This window comes from Flavobacterium sp. ALJ2 (assembly GCF_015594725.1).
Taxonomy (GTDB): Bacteria; Bacteroidota; Bacteroidia; order Flavobacteriales; family Flavobacteriaceae; genus Flavobacterium.
Map to the genome: position 1 here is coordinate 273299 of NZ_JADNRC010000002.1, position 16238 is coordinate 289536.

The window sequence follows — 16238 nt, forward strand, 5'->3', positions numbered from 1 at the left end:
CTTAAAATCTATTAGGTTTATTTATTAAAAATTTAATCATAAAAAAGAATCTTTTAAATACATAAAAAATATCAGTAAAATAATTTGAAGTTATTTTAAAACCCGAGTGTACAAAACCTTTAAGGGATTTAAACATTGTATAATTGGCATGATGCAATTGATAACTTCCAATAGTTTCATTTTTAAATCGAAAGAAATTTTGTGCTTTTGTTCTATTTATTTGATAACAAAAAATTGAAGGTACAAACTCTATTTTATAGCCTTCCGCAATAACGCGTTTCGTCCATTCCTTATCTTCAAAAGTAGTTATATCGGACATAAAAGGATGTTTCTCCCAAACTCTTTTATTAAATACGGAACCAGCAAAAATCAAACCTGCTCTATTATAATCATCAATACTTGAAATATTATTTATATATCCTGAATAATCATTAATATTATGCAAACAACGCAGACCTGCAAGTTCATCTTCTCTTCCTTTAAATTTTTCTTCAATTAATTTAAAAAAGTCATGACTAACAGGGAAAGAATGTGCACTAAAAATAACAACAATATCATTTTTCGCGCATTTTGCTGCGAAATTAGCGCTCCCTCCATAACTAAACTTTTCTATAGTAATGAAGTTAGCATTATACTTTTCAGCTACAGCCTTACTATCGTCTATTGATAGATTATCTATGACAATAATTTCATCAATATCAGACATATATCTTTCAGTCAAATTACGAAGTAAAAATTCCAAAGCTTTATCCTGATTTTTATTTCTTATTACTACTGATATCATAATTAAAATTTAATGAGTTAGAACACTAAAGAAACTTAAATTGAGTTTACCTCTCTTATACCAATAATATAGAATTTTTTTTCGTTGAAAAAAATTGTGCTTTTTCAAAATTTCATTTAGTCGAAAATTATACTGCTCTTTTGCTTTTTGTAACCTTAATAAATCATCTTTTTGATAAGTCTTGATTCCTAAATAATAACAATAAGAAAAATTAATATTTAGTTTTTCTGAATAATTAAAAATAAGTTTAGAATATAATTCTTGATGTTTATGCATAATATAAGCAATCAATTTATACCTATTTTTCATATTAATACCTTTCATTCTAGACACAGGTTTAGATCTATAATAAAGACAAGCCGTATTTACTTTTATGGCATTCCCTCCATATTTCAACAAACTAATCCAAAATTCCCAATCCTCGTAGCCTTCAACCATTTTTTCATCATAACCTTGTGTTCTCTGCCAGTCTTTTTTACGAAAAAGCCCTGAGCAAGGAATCATATTACTAAATATTAAATAATCAAAACTAAAATTTGCTAATACTAATTCTCCACTTGAAGTACCAAAATTTTCAACGCCGCCATAAACAACTTTTGTGTTGTCATTATGCAAAAGTATTTCCAAACATTTTTCTATATAATTTTTATTTATCTTATCATCTGCATCGAGTGGTAAAATATAATCTGCCAGGGAATTTTTTATAGCAAAATTTCTAGCATTAGAAACTCCTTTATTTTCATTTTTAAAATATTTTATTCTTATATCTTTAGAGCACCATTTTTTGGCTATCTCATCTGTATTATCAGAAGAACCATCATTTACAATAATACACTCCCAATTATTATAGGTTTGTAATAGCAACGAATTAATTGCATCTTCAATAAACTCTCCTTGATTATAACATGGCATTATTACAGAAACTAATGGTAATTGCATAATTTAAAAGATTCTTTTGTTTTTTAACGTATTTAAAGAAATTTTCAGACTATATAAAACTGACAAAATAAAATTACAATATTGCTTAAAATCATTGTTCTTAAAACAAATTATGGAAATTTTAAAAAAGTATTTTATATTCTTTTTGTCATTAAGATAAGACTTCGATATTCTTTTAAATAATTCCTCTTTTTGGAACTTAGAAAAAAGACCAACTTTACTTGTTAGTAAGTAATGATAGAATTTGAAGGTTGCTTCTGATTTTTCTTTAAGATTATTCTGCTGTCCAGAAATGCTAACATCAGAAACCCTTATATAAACTAATTCATTATTGATTGTATAAATTGATTTCCCTTCAGAAAAATCAAACCAAGCTGCATCATCACTATGCCAAGCTACAGGATAATCGCGAAATTTATATTTCAGAAATGATTTACGTGAAAAAAAATATTCAGATAATGAACTTCTTGTTATACCTCTTATCTTCCTGAAATAAAAATCTGTTACATTTTCCCATTCGGGATGATGATAAAAAGAAGTCAGAAATTGAGATTCATGATTTACTATAATAGTTGAGAACCGAACCACATTTGTTTTATTTTTAAATAAATTAAAATTTCTATACCATTCACTAATGACTTCTTTACCCAAAACATCATCATCTCCTAAAATCATTAACCACTGTTCGTCCTTGCTAAGTGCTATGCAGCGCTCCCACTGCTGAGTAAGTGAATAAGACCCCAAATTATCTCCAAAACGATGATATTCGAAATCAACTTGTCCCTTATATTTTTCTAATATAGTAACAGGATCCTCAGGACTAGCATCATCACCAATATAAACTTTAAAACGTTTATCACTTTGATTTGCTAGTGATTTCAAAGTCTCTTCAAAAAATTTGATTTTATAATATGGAATAATAATAGCAAGCATTTTTATTTAAATATTCTTTTTAATAATTTAAATGGAAATAAAATAACATGCCCCATCTTATATGAATTACTATTACGTACCCTCTCTTCTGTTTTTTTTTCATTTATCTTCCCTCCATCAAAAATAGAAGTTTTCTGTTCTTCAAAGTCACAATCACAAGCAATTGCAATAAGGTACAATGGGCTAACAACATTATCTGTTATTTTAGAATAATTCCCAGAAAATACTTTGATTCCATTTTGATCGGATTCTTTCTGAATAATAGAGGCACCATTACAATATACTTGGGTAAGAAGCTGCATTCGATTAAAATTATCAAACATTAGGTTTACAAATTCATCCTTATATAATTCCTTTATATGAAACTCATTTTTAAAATTTCTAACATCCGAATAATATAATTTATCAGGCGTTGAAATAATTAGTAATCCATTAGATTTTAAAACCCTTTTTATTTCCAACATCATTTCCTCATGTTTGTCATGGTGCTCTAACGTTTCAAAGCTTATAACAACATCAATACTATTATTTTCAATGGGTATTTTATTTGCACTACCAATTCTGAATTCAAGATTTTCTTTCTTGTATTTTAACTTCGCTTTATCAACCGTACTACTATCTATATCAACTCCATACACAAATGAAGCTTTCTCACTCATCAAATTGCTACCGTATCCTTCTCCTGAAGCAATATCTAAAACAACTTTATCTTCTATATAATTACTTGCAATAGCATATCTGTGTAAATGTTCAATTGCATCTCTAGTAAGTATAAATGTCTCTAATCTTTCTCCGGTCCAATTTTTCATTTTATTTATTATTTCCATTTTAACAAAGGACGAACTAAACCTGGGAAGCTCCCTGAATAATTTCCTCTAGCAGTTTTACTACCTATTTCATCAATAACATTAAATCCTACAATTTCTAACTCATGAAATTCAACATGAAACGGATTATAACGCATTATAGCAAAACTACAAGAATACCCCCCTTCAGCTAAAAAATTACCAGGAATAGTAATCGTTTTTGAATGAATTCCAACTGGCAAAGAATTTACTAAAGTTTGAGAATCTTTGTCATGAGAACTTAAAATATGAATATCATGATTATTAAACAAATTAAATCCATGTGTAAATAATTGATTTTCTTTTAAGACTTCGTATGTGAATTCTATTTTAATTTCATCCGAAATAGCATGATTAAAACAAACCTCATCATTGATTTTCAGAACCCTAGCCTGTAATAATTTTATAAAATCACAACTCGGTGTTTTTCCTTTTGACCATGTTTTAAAAGAATTATTATTGTTTCCACTTAGATAGCTATCTATAGCATGATCGACATTTCCCTGAAAGATCACCTTACCATTTTCTATTACCATTCCCTTCGTACACAAACTCTTCACCGCTGCCATATTATGGCTAACAAATAAAACAGTTCTACCTCCTCCTTTAGAAATGTCTTGCATTTTTCCAATTGCTTTTTTTTGAAACTCAGCATCACCAACAGCCAAAACCTCATCAATAACCAAAATTTCAGGTTCTAAGAAAGCAGCAACTGCAAAAGCCAAACGAACAGTCATACCGCTACTATATCTTTTTACTGGTGTATCTATATAACGCTCACATCCAGAAAAATCTATAATTTCATCTAACTTTGATGTGATTTCTTTTTTCGTCATTCCTAAAATTGCACCATTCAGAAAAACATTTTCTCTTCCTGTAAGTTCCGGATTAAACCCTGTACCAACTTCAAGTAAAGATGCAATACGACCACGAGATTTAATACTTCCGGAAGTTGGAGCAGTAACCTTTGATAAAATTTTTAATAACGTAGATTTTCCAGCTCCATTTTTACCAATGATTCCTAAAACCTCCCCGCGTTCAACTTCAAAATTAATATCCTGTAAGGCCCACACATAATCACTCGTCCCTTTTGTACTTCGATCATTTATATCACCTATTTTTAAATAGGGATTTTCTTTTCCACGTATATGATGCCACCACCGATTTAAATCATGGCTTAAAGTTCCCGTACCCACTTGTCCTAAACGGTATTGTTTAGAAATGTTTTCGACTTTTAATATAATGTCTTTATTCATTTTTATTTAATGTAATGCATATAAAAACTATACTGTGTCTATAAAACTTTTTTCTGTTTTATTAAAGACCAATAATCCTGCGAAAAAAATAATACCAGTCACTATAAACGTATAAAGAAGACCGTAAAATGAAATGTCCCCAACACTCAAAAGCATGTACCTTGATGTCTCAATTATATATGCTAATGGGTTATATTGTACCAACCACCCATAATTTGGCAATTTATCTTTAATTAATGCCATTGGATATATTACTGCTGAAAGATACATCAGTAATTGTACACCAAAACCAATTAAATTACTAAAATCTCTATACTTAGTAACTAATGACGATATAAACATTCCTAATCCTAGCCCCAGAATCCCCATCAATGCAATAATTACAGGAAAAAAAATTGCTGTAACATTTAAACTAATAAGAGCACCTTGAAAATAATAGTAAACATAAAAAACAATAAAAATCAAAAACTGAATTCCAAATTTAATCAAGTTAGAAATAACAATAGATAAAGGGGTAATTATTCTTGGAAAATATACTTTACCAAATATCCCTGCATTAGCCCTAAAAGTATCAGAAGTTCCAGTAAGGCAAGCCGTAAAATAATTCCAAACCGTAACCCCTGCTAGATTAAACAAAAAAGGAGGTACTGACCCCGTATCAATTCCTGCAACACTATTAAATATTATAGTAAATGTTACAGAGGTAAATAAAGGCTGAATTAAATACCAAAGTGGTCCTAACACTGTTTGTTTATAAACTGTTACAATATCTCTTTTTACAAAAAGAACCAACAAGTCACGATATTGCCAAACTTCTTTTAAATTCAGCGAAAAAAATTTATTCTTAGGGGTTATTTCAAACAACCAAGGAGTCGAAACATCTTCTGATTTATTCATGAGTAGTTTTAAAATTCTGTCTAAAACTAGACAGCCAATAATCTTTTTAGGAATAGTAATTATACTATATTTTCACAACAAATATAACAATTAGATGTAATCATTATTATTTACTACAATTCTAAGTTTTATAAAAAACAAAAAAGGTGCTTTTATAAAAAAACACCTCAAATAATTTTAAAACAAAAATAATCTTACATAAATATTATTTATCAAGAATTTCGAAACTAGAGTTCATACTTTTAAACTCTGGCACTATTTTTTTCATTTTGGCAACAATATCATCATTGTCAAAAAATTTAGAGATACCTATTAACTCATCTATTTCAATATGTAAGGTCTCATATTCATCCTGAATTTCTTCAGAAATCATGATCTTATTATGATATGTAGGTAGCGTTTTTGAGGTATCATTAAGTAATTCTTCAAATAACTTTTCTCCTGGCCTTAACCCAACTATCTGAATCTGAATCTCTTTATCAGGAATAAAACCTGCTAATTTTATCATTTTTCGAGCCAAATCAATAATTCGAACGGGTTTACCCATATCAAATATGTAAATTTCTCCTCCATTGCCCATTGCACCAGCTTCAAGAACTAACTGACATGCTTCAGGAATAGTCATAAAATATCTGATAATATCTGGATGTGTTATAGTAAGTGGACCTCCTTCAGCAATTTGTTTAGTAAACAAAGGAACTACTGACCCATTGGAACCTAAAACATTTCCGAACCGTGTTGTGATAAATTTCGTAGTATCATTCCCCTTTTCTTTTTGATTTTTCAGATGCAATGACTGCACATATTTTTCAGCAATACGCTTACTAGCCCCCATTACATTGCTAGGATTTACTGCTTTATCTGTAGAAACCATTACAAACTTTTTAACTTTGTACTTACAGGCTAAATCAGCTAAATTTTTTGTCCCTTCTATATTTGTTAATATAGCTTGAGATGGATTCCCCTCCATTAAAGGTACATGTTTATAAGCGGCAGCGTGAAAAACAACTTGTGGCGCATAAACTTTAAATACTCTCTCCATAGCCTCTTTGCTTTTCACATCAGCAATTACAGCATGAATTTTAGAATCTGAAATTATATTTTGTGTTTCTAAACAAAGACTATGCAGCGGTGTTTCTGCCTGATCTAATAAAATTATATTTTTAGGATTAAAACCAATCACTTGCCTTACTATTTCACTACCAATGGATCCTGCTGCTCCAGTAATTAAAATGGTTTTATCTTTTAGTTGTTTAGATATTGATTTACTATCCAATACAATAGGTTTTCTTTCCAGTAAATCTTCAATCTGAATATTCTTTACCTTTTGAGAGATTTCTTTTTGGTTTTCCCAATCCGAAATTAAAGGCACAGTATAAACTCTGTAATTAAATTCTAAACACTGATCTACAATAATCAATTGTTCATCCTTAGATAGACTTTTATCAGCAATAATAATCCCCTCTGCAGCAACAGAACGCATTAATGCAGGTAATCTTTTCTTTTGAATTAAAATTGGCAAATCCAGCATTCTTTTCGAGGCATTTTGATTGTTCTTGTCTACAAAACCTACAATTTTAAAACGAGAAGGTGTCTCAAATTTTAATGCATTTGCTACTGATATTGCATTTGCATCGGTCCCGTAAATAATAGTTCTGATTAATTTACTATTATTTTTTTCTGCAAAATAAAGTTCAAATGTTTGTTTAACTACAACTCGATATAAAAACAAACCACAAAATGAAAGTACTATGTTTATAAAAAGGGCAGTATTTAAAAATGCTTTATCACCATGATATAATTCAAATACAAAATTGAAGAACAAAAAAACAACCAATACCGACATTTGTGAGAACAAAAGCTTAATTGCATCAATGTACGATGAGTGTCTAATTATACCCGAATAAGTCCTGAATAACCAAAAGAAAAAAATATTAACTCCCAAAAGCGAGCCAACAAAATAAAACTCATGATGCGTTATAATATAACCTAAACCTGTACCCTTAAATAACAAATAAGTAAAAGTAAAAGAGAAAATCAATACCATAACATCCATTAAGACTATAATCCACCTAGGTAAATAACTCAGGTTATGAATATTAAGCCTCAAATTAGCTGTAGAAAAATACTTAGCAAATAAAATTGCTAAATTGGTTGGTTTATTATTCAAATTAGTTGGTCTTAAAATTATAGAGTCCGATAATAATCACAAAAATACGAAATAATGGATTTAAAAAATTAAATTTTAACACCTGCTTTCTTTTGTTTCAAAAAATCTATCAAATACCCTCCATAACCAGATTTAACTAGGGGTAATGCTAATTCTTCAAGTTGAGAGTCATTAATAAAACCTTGCCTCCAAGCTATCTCTTCAATACAACCGACTTTTAACCCTTGTCGCTCCTCTAATACCTGCACAAACTGACCCGCCTGCATTAAGCTATTAAAAGTTCCTGTATCCAACCAAGCTGTACCTCTGCTTAAAATTCCAACTTTTAAAGCTTCTTTTGAAAGATATACTTTATTTACATCCGTAATTTCATATTCTCCACGAGCACTTGGCTTAATATTTTTAGCTATTTCAACAACAGAATTATCATAAAAATACAATCCTGGAACTGCATAATTAGATTTAGGATGTTCTGGCTTTTCTTCTATCGAAATGGCTTTTAGGTCTTCATCAAACTCTACTACTCCGTAACGTTCTGGGTCTGAAACATGGTATGCAAATACCACTCCTCCATTTGGTTTTGTATTTGAACGTAAAAGTTCCTGCATATTGGCTCCAAAAAATATATTATCTCCTAAAATCAAAGCGACATCATCATCTCCTATAAATTCTTCTCCAATTACAAAAGCCTGTGCTAATCCGTTTGGAATGGCTTGTTCGGCATAACTAAATTTACAACCTAAATTCTCACCATTACCTAATAATTTTTTAAAATTTGGTAAATCATGAGGCGTTGAAATAATCAAAATTTCATTTATGCCTGCCATCATCAAAGTTGATAATGGATAATAAATCATTGGTTTATCATATACTGGCATCATTTGCTTGCTCATCGCAAGTGTTAATGGGTGTAGCCTGGTACCTGAACCTCCTGCTAAAATAATTCCTTTCATTTGTCTGGATTATATCTATATTATACTAATAAAAGTTGAGCAACTATAATTGTGCCAACATTTGTTTTAAACTCGCTTTGTAGTTTGGAACATCCACCCCATAAACTTTCTTAATTTTATTTTTATCTAATAAAGAAAAAGAGGGACGTTTCGCAGGAGTAGGATATGCCGAAGAAGCAATTCCATTTACTTTACAATTATACCCTCCAATATCTTTTATAGCCAATGCAAACTCATACCAACTAATTTCTCCTTCATTCGAATAATTATAAATTCCTGAAGTCCATTCATCTGATGAGATAATTTCAATCATCGTTTGTGCTAAATCAGCAGCATAAGTTGGCGATCCTATTTGGTCATTTACGACACTTATTGACTCTCTCTCTTGCATCAATCGTTGCATCGTTTTTACAAAATTATTTCCAACCTTACTATAAACCCAAGATGTTCGAATAATAATTGAGTCTGGATTTTCTTTCAAACAAGCTAATTCTCCTAATCTTTTAGTATCTCCATAAACATTTATAGGTTTTGTTGGAGCTTCTTCATCTAGAGCAACTGAGGATGTTCCGTCAAAAACATAATCTGTTGATACATGTATTAATCTTACTTTATTTTTAGCTGAATATTTTGCTATTACTTCTACTGCTAAATGATTAATTACATTAGCCAACTCAATTTCAGTTTCTGCCTTGTCAACCGCTGTATAAGCACCACAATTTAAAATAATAGTAGGTTGCAATTCTACCAATTGCATTTGAAGTAAATTTAAATCATCGAGAGTTATTTGGCTTCTGCTTGCAAAAATCCATTGGTGTTGTGGATATTTTACTGCTATAATAGCTAATTCCGAACCTAGCTGTCCATTTGCTCCTGTTACAAGTATTTTTTCCATTAAAATAAACTGTTACAATTTTCAATAAAAGGAAGGATTTGATCTTTTTCAGAAACTATCGCTTCTTTCAAATTCATCCCCCAATCAATATTTAATGATGGATCGTCAAATTTAATTCCCCCTTCAGAAGCTTTATTATAAAACTCATCACATTTATACATCACAGATGCTGTTTCGCTAATTACCGAAAAACCATGAGCAAAACCTTGAGGAACCAACAATTGTTTTTTATTTTCCGCTGAAAGCAATATGCTAAATGCTTTTCCATAAGTAGGTGAATCTTTTCTTAAATCTACTGCTACATCAATAATTTCACCTTCTAAAACACGTACCAATTTAGTTTGTGCAAAAGGAGGATTTTGATAATGTAACCCACGTAAAGTACCTTTTTTAGAGAAGGATTGATTGTCCTGCACAAAATCAATATCAATTCCTAAATCTTTAAACTTAGTTTTACTATATGACTCAAAAAAATAACCTCTTTCATCACCAAAAACTGTTGGCTCAACTATTACTAAATCTTTTATAAATGTTTCTTCAATTTTCATATTAAAATATAATTCTTATTTCTTAATTAAAAAAAGTTTTGATCACTTTTTCAATTCTATTCATGTCTCTGATTGTCAGATTTGATCCCGAAGGCAAGCACAATCCTTTCTCAAATAAACTTTCAGCTATTTTTTCTCCATAATAGGGGTAACCAAAAAACAAAGGCTGTAAATGCATTGGTTTCCATAAAGGTCGTGATTCAATATTCTCATGTTCAAATGCTAATCGTAAAGATTCTCTATCAATCTTTTTATCACTATTAGTTTCGATCAAAACGGTACTTAACCAATAATTAGAAAAATAATCGTCCCTTGGTTCTTCAAAGACTGTCACTTCATCTATGCCTTCAAATGCCTTTTTATAAAAATCATGCATTCCCCTACGCAAAATAATATTTTTATTCAAAACTTCCATCTGACCACAGCCTATTCCTGCACAAATATTACTCATCCTATAATTATAACCTACCTCACTATGTTCATAATGTGGTGCACTATCTCTTGATTGAGTTGCATAAAAAATAGCCTTTTCTTTTAATTTATCAAATTTAGTTATTAATCCTCCTCCACTTGAAGTTGTAATTATTTTATTTCCGTTAAATGACAAAACCCCAAAATCACCAAACGTTCCACACTTCTTTCCTTTATAACTACTACCCAATGCCTCTGCACTGTCTTCAATTACCGGAATTTCATAGCGATTAGCAATCGCGTGAATTTCATCTATTTTATAAGGCATTCCATATAAGTGAACAGTAATAATTGCTTTGGGTTTTTTACCCTTTGCAATTCTATCTTTAATTGCAACCTCAAGAAATCTTGGGCATATATTCCAAGTATCTAATTCACTATCTACAAAAATAGGAGTGCCCCCTTGATACATAATTGGATTTGCAGATGCCGAAAAGGTCATGCTCTGACAAATTACCTCATCACCCGATTTTACTCCTAATAAAATTAATGCTAAATGAATAGCAGCAGTACCCGAGTTTAAAGCTGCTATAGAAACTTTATTATCAAAATAATCTTCTAACTTATTCTCGAATTCATTAACATTTGGCCCACCAGAAGTAATCCAAGAATCCTTAAGTGCTTTTTGAATATACTTTTCTTCAAATCCACTTTGTTGTGGCAATGACAGAAAAATTTTTTTATTGCGCATCAATTTTCCAATAATCGAAATCATAACGAACATCATCATCACTAACATTTACTAATGGTAACGTAGAAAATGATATCAGTTTAGAATCTTTTTCTAAAGATTGGATCGCATTAGCATAACCCGCAGGAATATGAACTATTTTACTATCAGAAGCAGAAACAATAACTGTTTCAATAGCTAAATCTTTTGAAGGATTTCCCCAATTATCAATTTTTACAAAATGGATTTTAAAAGATCCATTAATGCAATAAAAGTTTTTAGCATCCAATTTATGTCCTTGCCAAGCTCGAATAGGCTTATCTTCTGAATTGCTAATAATATAGAACCTTTCGATAGTTTCAAAACTAAAATCATTTACATACGAAATAGTTCCACGATGATCAGAGAAATTCCCTCCTTGAATTATTTTTGGGATCATATATTAACTTTCAAATTATTTTTATTCATTAAATAAAACTTCAAAGTATAAATCAAAAGTAATGGCACAATAATAACTACAAATAATAATATGTCCTGAACTTTTTGGTATAAACATATAACTAAAACCGAAACTATGATTTGAGCAATTGCATAATATAAAGCAACCAACCGGTGTTGTATTTTATATTCATTACTCAAGACTTGATATAAATGCAAACGATGCGCTTCGAATATATTTTGTTTTAAATACAGCCTATGTATAATAGTAAATATTGCATCTACTCCATAAACTGCTAAAAATAGCAACCAAATAATTGAATTGGTTATCAAAATTAATTTTAAAACTAGATAAATTACCCAAAAAGCAATTGCAATGCTTCCTACATCACCAGCAAAACATTTGGCTTTTTTTCTATAATTAAAAAACAGAAAAACCAAACTTGCAATCATCGCATACTTTATAAAATCGCCATCAATAAATAATTGAATCTTAGTGTTTACATATAACATCGCCCCCATTACAACTAAAGTATACAAGCCCGTTATACCATTTATGCCATCCATAAAATTATAGGCATTAATTAATCCTATGGATAAAACATAAGTAATAACAACTCCCCATATTGGCATCAAATTAAAAACGCCTAAATCATAAAAAATTAATGTAATAGCAAGAAAATGAACAGAGATTCTTATTTTATTTGACAAACTTTGAATATCATCCCAAAAACTGACTAAACTGACCAAAGTTATTCCTGTAAAGAAAAAATAATTACTCTGAATATGCTGAGTGAAATATATCAAGGTCGAAAACCAAAAAATGATTCCCCCACCTCTTAAAGTAACTTCCGTATGTGAACTTCTATCATTTGGCTTGTCAATGATATTAAAATGATTTGCAACTTTAAAATAAAGTAACATTATAATCATTAAAAGAATTCCTAGTATTGTGTATTGCATTGTTTATTTAATAAGTTTATATTAATTTAAATTTTGTTACCCTTTCAATAAGTAATTTTAAATTCCTATTAATTAATAATAATCATTTTCTTTACCGATTTCAAAAATTAACATTTAACAGTCTAGTAAACTAATTAATTTCTTGAGCTTTTAAATAATAACGACTTATAGGGAATAAATTTAAATTCATCTTTTAGTGTACTCTCGCTATCGAGCTTAATAGATCTAAAATAAGGAAGTAAATAAAAACAACACATAAATCCGATAAGGAAAAACCGCTTTTTTGATAAGGCATAACGCATAATATCTGCTACAAGAATAATTTCAAAAATTCTAAAATAAATATAAATCCTAGTTAATTCCGTTGATTCCGAAAATATATTTAGAAAAAAAATAGAACAAATATAAAGTATCAGCAAATATTTTTGGTAGTCATACTGAAATCCCTTTTTATCAAAATATCTTATCACTAAAAAACCCATTGAATTCATTACCAATAATTTCAATAATGGAACTCCAACTGCAAATTTACTGGAGAAATAATATAAATAATGAGAGCCTTTAAGGAGTAAACTTATCCAATAAATAATGCCAATTCGTGAAATAATAAATGAAAATACCATCAGCAAAAACAAATGATGTGTTTTTATAAAATCAGCAAACCTATATACTACAAAAAAAAGCACAAAAGGAACCAAGCAGCTGTAATGGAATGAAGTTCCTATAATCATCCAGAAAATATAATTAAAATATTTCTTCTCTAATAAAAATGTAAAAGCATAAAAGGCAATCGTAATGGACAAATATTGTCTAACATAGCTAAATGAATACAAAAACAAAACTGGAACAAAAAAATAAAGTGTTAAAGGGAGACTGCTTTTTTGTGTATAGTTTCTGACCCCCAAATAAGCAAACAGATAAGTGAAAAAAGAAAAAAAGAAAAAAAGAAATTTGTAATCTAGATTTAAATATCTAAAAATATTCATAATAGTTAAAAAACCTAATTCAAAATCATTGTCTCTTGTCCCAGTCAGATACCAATGCATATAACTATTATAGTCCCAACCTATTCTATCTCTAAATCCTCCAACTAAAATTAAAGTCCCTAAAAGAATTATACTAATAACTTTTTCTGAACTTGGAAATCTATAGCTAGTAAAAAAAAGAGTTAATATTACAAACATTAAAAAAACATAAAAAATCATACTAATTATCTATTTATAATATATATTTAAACTTTTAATGAGTTTTAAATCATCAATACCATAAAGTGCTTAATCTAGAAACTCATATACTTTTGTTTATTACTATTTATACATTTTCTAATATCTACTTCAGAAATTTTCTTTCTTTTTCAAAAATCACTAATCTAAATCTTCTTTTTTTAAGAATTCCAAAATCGATTGAGGCTTCCAATTCAATAATTTTCTAGCTTTAGAGTCATCAAAAGTTAAATCTGAGGTTATTTTTTTTATTTTAAAGGAATTAATTGGCACTCTGTCACCTAAAAAATCACCTACTAATCCCATGATTTTCGCAGCATAAATTGGTAAATTAAATTGTTTTATTTTATTTTTGGAAATTGCCAAACTTAATTCACTAAAACTAGGATGAAGTCCGTCTGTGAGGTTATAGATTCCTCCAATAGGAGCAACTGTTAAAATAAAACAAGCGACATCTTTAGCTAAAACCATACTTTTTTTAGCTGTACCCCCTCCAATATTAAAATAATAACCTTTATTAATAGCTTTTATCATAGCTCCTAAATTACCAGGTGGTTTTTTCCCAACTAATAATGGTAATCTTAGTATACTACATGTTACTTGATTTTTATCACACCAGTTTTTTACTAATTGTTCTGCTTCAATTTTACTTAGCCCATATGGATCCTTAGCTAATAGTGCATGTTCTTCGCAAATATTATTACCGCTTTCTTGTCCATAAACTGAAACTGAACTTATAAAAACAAATTGTTTAGGCAAACCTGATTTTTCTAATCCTTTTAATAAATTAGATGTCCCTAAAACATTCACATCATGAAACCCTTTTTTTTCAGAATCAGTTTTCGGGATACTGTGAGCCTTACCTGCTGAATGAATAACTATGTCTACTTTGGGTAAAATTGGAATGTTTTTAGAAAGATCTACAGAAATATCTAAATCACCGAACCTACCAAGAGTATAAATCTTTTCATTACTATTTTGCAAAATAATTTTACCTAAAAAACCGTTCGCTCCTGTTAATAATATCATATAGCCAAAATTTCTTTTTCGATTATGTCCCAAATTTCTTTTTGCTCGAAATTACTTATTACAAACTCCCTACCTTTTATACCCATTCCCTTGGCATGAATAGGATTCTCTATAATATAACTTATAGCTTGAGCAATCTTATTTTTTTCAATATCAAAAAAAAATCCCGTTACATTTTCAATTATTGACTCTGAACAACCTGTTGCCCTAGTTGTCAGTATTGGTAATTCCATTGAAGATGCTTCTAAAACAACAGTAGGAAATCCTTCTCTATAACTTGGTAAAATGAATGTATCCATTATATAATAATAATTCGACGTATCTTCAACATAATCAGTATGAATAATAGAATCATACTCTATTATCTTATTTTGGACTAAATCATTAACTTTATCTCTATCTTCAAAAGGACCAACAAGCAATAATTTAACATTTGAATATTTTGTAATAATAATTTCCCATGCATCAATAAGATCATTAATTCCTTTATCTTTTACTAATCTACCGACATATCCAATTACGAAATCTTTTTCATTTATTCCATTTTTTTTTCGTAACTCACTTATTTTCTCTACTTTATTATTGCGATTGTATTTTCCATAACAATCAACTCCATTACAAGTTCCTCTTCCCAGAATAATATTTTTTGTTTTGCTATTAAGTTTTTCTTTCTCGCTAATTAATTTTATTTCATTACTAACGCATACAACTTTATGAGCTAAAGAACCTGTAATTCTTTCAATATTTTTTAAAAGAAACCTCTTAAACCCAGTTGATGTTTCAAACATGATACCATGCCTAAAATAAACTCTATTTTGTATTCTGGCTAAATAAGACGCTATCATAGCAATCATTCCTCCTTTTGGAGTATGCCCAACAACTACATCAATTTTATTTTCCAGTATAATTTTTTTTAGTTTAAAAATAGATTTTATATCTTGAATGGGCGATATAGAACGATTTATAATTAAGGGGATTTTTGTAAATTGTAAGCTGTTTGATAATTTAGTAAGGTTTTCTGAGGGAGAACAAGCTACAAAAAAATTATATTCAGGATTGTTTTTCTTAAAATAAACAAATTGTTCGCCTACAAAATATGGTAAAGAAAAAGACACTGAAACAACATGTAAAACATTTCTTTGCATTTTAATTTTAATTTTTAGAATTATATTATTTTAGCTAGTATTAAAAGCTATAAAATAATTTTAATTCAGATTCAGACTT

15 protein-coding genes are annotated in these 16238 nt (G+C 29.2%); all 15 read right to left on the reverse strand.

Annotated elements, in window-relative coordinates:
- Position 1 precedes the first annotated feature (1 nt).
- The gene (locus tag IUY40_RS03590; protein WP_195735519.1) at positions 2 to 784 is read right to left on the reverse strand and encodes a glycosyltransferase; all 783 of its coding nucleotides are present in this window, start codon (positions 782 to 784) and stop codon (positions 2 to 4) included.
- 9 nt (positions 785 to 793) lie between these two features.
- Complete coding sequence (locus IUY40_RS03595; protein WP_195735520.1) at positions 794 to 1723, reverse strand: glycosyltransferase; 930 nt, start codon at positions 1721 to 1723, stop codon at positions 794 to 796.
- A gap of 3 nt (positions 1724 to 1726) precedes the next feature.
- A complete protein-coding gene (locus IUY40_RS03600) occupies positions 1727 to 2656 on the reverse strand; it encodes a glycosyltransferase family A protein (protein ID WP_195735521.1) in 930 nt (309 codons plus the stop codon).
- A 2-nt stretch (positions 2657 to 2658) separates the two neighbouring features.
- The gene (locus IUY40_RS03605; protein ID WP_195735522.1) at positions 2659 to 3465 is read right to left on the reverse strand and encodes a class I SAM-dependent methyltransferase; all 807 of its coding nucleotides are present in this window, start codon (positions 3463 to 3465) and stop codon (positions 2659 to 2661) included.
- A gap of 8 nt (positions 3466 to 3473) precedes the next feature.
- A complete protein-coding gene (locus IUY40_RS03610) occupies positions 3474 to 4757 on the reverse strand; it encodes an ABC transporter ATP-binding protein (protein WP_195735523.1) in 1284 nt (427 codons plus the stop codon).
- Positions 4758 to 4784: 27 nt separating this feature from the next.
- The gene (locus tag IUY40_RS03615) at positions 4785 to 5654 is read right to left on the reverse strand and encodes an ABC transporter permease (RefSeq protein WP_195735524.1); all 870 of its coding nucleotides are present in this window, start codon (positions 5652 to 5654) and stop codon (positions 4785 to 4787) included.
- A gap of 205 nt (positions 5655 to 5859) precedes the next feature.
- Positions 5860 to 7824, reverse strand: coding sequence for a nucleoside-diphosphate sugar epimerase/dehydratase (locus IUY40_RS03620; protein WP_195735525.1), 1965 nt, complete (start codon positions 7822 to 7824; stop codon positions 5860 to 5862).
- A 68-nt stretch (positions 7825 to 7892) separates the two neighbouring features.
- Positions 7893 to 8777 (reverse strand): glucose-1-phosphate thymidylyltransferase RfbA, encoded by an 885-nt coding sequence (gene rfbA, locus IUY40_RS03625; RefSeq protein WP_195735526.1) that lies wholly within the window; start codon positions 8775 to 8777, stop codon positions 7893 to 7895.
- A 43-nt stretch (positions 8778 to 8820) separates the two neighbouring features.
- Positions 8821 to 9672 (reverse strand): dTDP-4-dehydrorhamnose reductase, encoded by an 852-nt coding sequence (gene rfbD, locus IUY40_RS03630; RefSeq protein WP_195735527.1) that lies wholly within the window; start codon positions 9670 to 9672, stop codon positions 8821 to 8823.
- Complete coding sequence (gene rfbC, locus IUY40_RS03635; protein ID WP_195735528.1) at positions 9672 to 10220, reverse strand: dTDP-4-dehydrorhamnose 3,5-epimerase; 549 nt, start codon at positions 10218 to 10220, stop codon at positions 9672 to 9674. Before rfbC ends, rfbD begins: the two co-directional genes overlap by 1 nt.
- A 22-nt stretch (positions 10221 to 10242) precedes the next feature.
- Entirely contained in the window at positions 10243 to 11382 is a 1140-nt protein-coding gene (locus tag IUY40_RS03640) for an aminotransferase class I/II-fold pyridoxal phosphate-dependent enzyme (protein WP_195735636.1), read from the reverse strand.
- Positions 11372 to 11800 (reverse strand): WxcM-like domain-containing protein, encoded by a 429-nt coding sequence (locus tag IUY40_RS03645; RefSeq protein WP_195735529.1) that lies wholly within the window; start codon positions 11798 to 11800, stop codon positions 11372 to 11374. The genes IUY40_RS03640 and IUY40_RS03645 overlap by 11 nt, the downstream gene beginning before the upstream one ends.
- Positions 11797 to 12762, reverse strand: a complete 966-nt coding sequence (locus IUY40_RS03650; RefSeq protein ID WP_195735530.1) for a glycosyltransferase family 4 protein — start codon at positions 12760 to 12762, stop codon at positions 11797 to 11799. The genes IUY40_RS03645 and IUY40_RS03650 overlap by 4 nt, the downstream gene beginning before the upstream one ends.
- A gap of 1364 nt (positions 12763 to 14126) precedes the next feature.
- Positions 14127 to 15014 (reverse strand): NAD-dependent epimerase/dehydratase family protein, encoded by an 888-nt coding sequence (locus IUY40_RS03660; RefSeq protein WP_195735532.1) that lies wholly within the window; start codon positions 15012 to 15014, stop codon positions 14127 to 14129.
- Entirely contained in the window at positions 15011 to 16159 is a 1149-nt protein-coding gene (locus IUY40_RS03665; RefSeq protein ID WP_195735533.1) for a glycosyltransferase family 4 protein, read from the reverse strand. The genes IUY40_RS03660 and IUY40_RS03665 overlap by 4 nt, the downstream gene beginning before the upstream one ends.
- Positions 16160 to 16238 lie beyond the last annotated feature (79 nt).

Bases quoted from the DNA above. Each gene is read 5' to 3' on its own strand.
- IUY40_RS03665 (WP_195735533.1), bottom strand. From the start codon at position 16,159: ATGCAAAGAAATGTTTTACATGTTGTTTCAGTGTCTTTTTCTTTACCA.
- IUY40_RS03650 (WP_195735530.1), bottom strand. From the start codon at position 12,762: ATGCAATACACAATACTAGGAATTCTTTTAATGATTATAATGTTACTT.
- IUY40_RS03660 (WP_195735532.1), bottom strand. From the start codon at position 15,014: ATGATATTATTAACAGGAGCGAACGGTTTTTTAGGTAAAATTATTTTG.
- IUY40_RS03600 (WP_195735521.1), bottom strand. From the start codon at position 2,656: ATGCTTGCTATTATTATTCCATATTATAAAATCAAATTTTTTGAAGAG.
- rfbC (WP_195735528.1), bottom strand. From the start codon at position 10,220: ATGAAAATTGAAGAAACATTTATAAAAGATTTAGTAATAGTTGAGCCA.
- IUY40_RS03605 (WP_195735522.1), bottom strand. From the start codon at position 3,465: ATGAAAAATTGGACCGGAGAAAGATTAGAGACATTTATACTTACTAGA.
- IUY40_RS03610 (WP_195735523.1), bottom strand. From the start codon at position 4,757: ATGAATAAAGACATTATATTAAAAGTCGAAAACATTTCTAAACAATAC.
- IUY40_RS03640 (WP_195735636.1), bottom strand. From the start codon at position 11,382: ATGCGCAATAAAAAAATTTTTCTGTCATTGCCACAACAAAGTGGATTT.
- IUY40_RS03590 (WP_195735519.1), bottom strand. From the start codon at position 784: ATGATATCAGTAGTAATAAGAAATAAAAATCAGGATAAAGCTTTGGAA.
- rfbD (WP_195735527.1), bottom strand. From the start codon at position 9,672: ATGGAAAAAATACTTGTAACAGGAGCAAATGGACAGCTAGGTTCGGAA.
- rfbA (WP_195735526.1), bottom strand. From the start codon at position 8,777: ATGAAAGGAATTATTTTAGCAGGAGGTTCAGGTACCAGGCTACACCCA.
- IUY40_RS03615 (WP_195735524.1), bottom strand. From the start codon at position 5,654: ATGAATAAATCAGAAGATGTTTCGACTCCTTGGTTGTTTGAAATAACC.
- IUY40_RS03595 (WP_195735520.1), bottom strand. From the start codon at position 1,723: ATGCAATTACCATTAGTTTCTGTAATAATGCCATGTTATAATCAAGGA.
- IUY40_RS03645 (WP_195735529.1), bottom strand. From the start codon at position 11,800: ATGATCCCAAAAATAATTCAAGGAGGGAATTTCTCTGATCATCGTGGA.